Raw genomic sequence first — 2,009 nt, 5'->3', positions numbered from 1 at the left:
CTGCCTTGTTGACGATCTTACCCATTACTCATTACTCATTACTCATCTACTCCCAACTCCCAACTCCCAACTAATTACAATACTTCTCCACACACCGCACGAACATCTCCACCCCAGTACCCAGAGCTGTTTCGTCGAAGTCAAATCGGGGATGGTGATGGGGATAGGCGAGAGATCGATCGGGATTTGCAGATCCGAGAAAGAAGTAACAACCGGGGACGGCTTGTAAGAAAAAGGACATATCTTCGCCACCCATAGTTTGACACTCAGGCACCACTCCTAGCGGCGTCTCTACCAAATCTGTCGCCACGGATCTGACGAGTTCGGTTATCTTTGGATCGTTAATTACGGGTGGATAAAGTTTGGTGTAGTCTAACTGATAAGTTGCGCCATGACTGGCACAAATTCCGGCGACGATCGCGTCGAGCCGTTGCTGAAAAAAGTCGGTTAGTTCGGGATTAAAATACCTGACTGTCCCGGTTAAAGTAGCCGTATCGGCAATGACATTGCAGGCGGTACCAGCTTTAAATTCGCCGATCGTTACCACCGCAGAATCGATCGGATTGACATTGCGTGCGACAATTGTCTGAATTGTATTGACAATTTGACTGCCTAAGACGATCGCATCTACCGTCTGATGAGGCATCGCCCCATGTCCGCCCTTACCTTGGATCTTTAGTGTAAATCGTTCTACCGCCGCCATTAACGCGCCACTGCGAACGCCGATCGTACCGAGCGGTAGATTATTCCACAAATGTAGCCCGATGATGGCATCGACATCGGGATTTTGGAGCACTCCAGCATCGAGCATCGGTTTGGCACCGCCTGGGCCTTCCTCTGCGGGCTGGAAGATAATTTTGACCATCCCTGCAAAGTCATTTTGATGCTGGGAAAGATAGTATGCCGTCATCAACGCGATCGCTACATGCCCATCGTGTCCGCAAGCGTGCATGATCCCATCGTGCTTGGATTTATAGGGTACCTCATTGGCTTCTTGAATCGGTAAGGCATCCATATCCGCCCGAATTGCCAATGTCTTAAGTCGAAAACTCGTCTTGCGTCCCTGAATCATGGCGACGATTCCCGTTTTGGCGATGCCAACTTGGTGGGGAATCTTCCATTCTGTCAGTTTTTTGGCGATCGCTTCAGCCGTCAGTCGCTCCTGAAAACCGAGTTCGGGGTGTTGGTGGATCTGCCGTCGAAAGGCGACTAAATGGGGCTGTAAAGCTTGTATCTCCGGTCGAATCTTATCCGGATTAATTGGTTGGGTGGGTGCGTTGGTGGCAAACATTGGGTTGTAGGGATGAGTGAGCCAATCGTGGAAGCCGTATCGAGTTCTAGCGCATCGGATTATGTCGATTTTAACGCTACGGCTGGTTTAGTGACTACTCCGATCGAGATTTCGGCTGCAAAATTTAACTGGAGATCTGCCATTAACTCATGCGGTAGCTGGTAGCGGCGATCGGTAATCTCGATCTGCTCGATCGAGATCTAAATATTAAGTGATTTCATTCGCTCTCGAAAATCTGACAGAATTACAAACAGCGTTCGATCTAAGCGAATTGACATTTGACGAGTCACTATCGATCGAATCATTTGCTCTGTCGCATCAAATTTAGATCTTCTGGCATATTGGTTGTCTGCCCGAAATTTTCGGCTTTGTTGTTACACGATCGACCTCATCTGGGTGCAAGGTATATCGAACTATGTAAATATAGAAACTATGAAATCACTTCAACCCATAGTTTCCTGCTGTCCACCCCTACTTGCGGGTCGTCTCACCACCGCAGAAGCCGAGCGATTGGCAGTAATTTTTCGAGTCTTGGGCGAACCCGCAAGATTGCAACTGCTGAGTCTAATTGCCGCCCAACCGAGTGGCGAAGTTTGTGCGTGCGAGTTGGTCGAGACATTGGGACTATCGCAGCCGACTGTCAGCCATCATCTCAAAGTCATGTACGAGGCTGGATTGTTGGCAAAAGAACGGCGGGGGACTTGGGTTTTTTATCGAA

At 49.0% G+C, this 2,009-nt stretch carries 3 protein-coding genes; 2 read left to right on the top strand and 1 reads right to left on the bottom strand.

The window, feature by feature from the left end:
* Window positions 1-70: 70 nt before the first annotated feature.
* Entirely contained in the window at window positions 71-1,291 is a 1,221-nt protein-coding gene (locus C7B77_RS28985; RefSeq protein WP_106313235.1) for a M20 metallopeptidase family protein, read from the bottom strand.
* Between the two features lie 12 nt (window positions 1,292-1,303).
* Between C7B77_RS28985 and C7B77_RS30595 the strand changes: the two genes are divergently transcribed.
* Together C7B77_RS30595 and C7B77_RS28980 are read left to right on the top strand one after the other, a co-directional pair.
* Window positions 1,304-1,456 (top strand): hypothetical protein, encoded by a 153-nt coding sequence (locus C7B77_RS30595; RefSeq protein WP_181244080.1) that lies wholly within the window; start codon window positions 1,304-1,306, stop codon window positions 1,454-1,456.
* Between the two features lie 267 nt (window positions 1,457-1,723).
* A partial coding sequence (locus C7B77_RS28980; protein ID WP_106313232.1) for an ArsR/SmtB family transcription factor occupies window positions 1,724-2,009 on the top strand: 286 nt, incomplete at its 3' end.

Source organism: Chamaesiphon polymorphus CCALA 037, assembly GCF_003003845.1.
Taxonomy (GTDB): Bacteria; Cyanobacteriota; Cyanobacteriia; order Cyanobacteriales; family Chamaesiphonaceae; genus Chamaesiphon; species Chamaesiphon polymorphus.
The sequence above is the reverse complement of the archived record's forward strand: the minus strand, read 5'-3'. Positions and strand labels throughout refer to the sequence as shown.

Bases quoted from the DNA above. Each gene is read 5' to 3' on its own strand.
- C7B77_RS28985 (WP_106313235.1), bottom strand. From the start codon at position 1,291: ATGTTTGCCACCAACGCACCCACCCAACCAATTAATCCGGATAAGATT.
- C7B77_RS30595 (WP_181244080.1), top strand. From the start codon at position 1,304: ATGAGTGAGCCAATCGTGGAAGCCGTATCGAGTTCTAGCGCATCGGAT.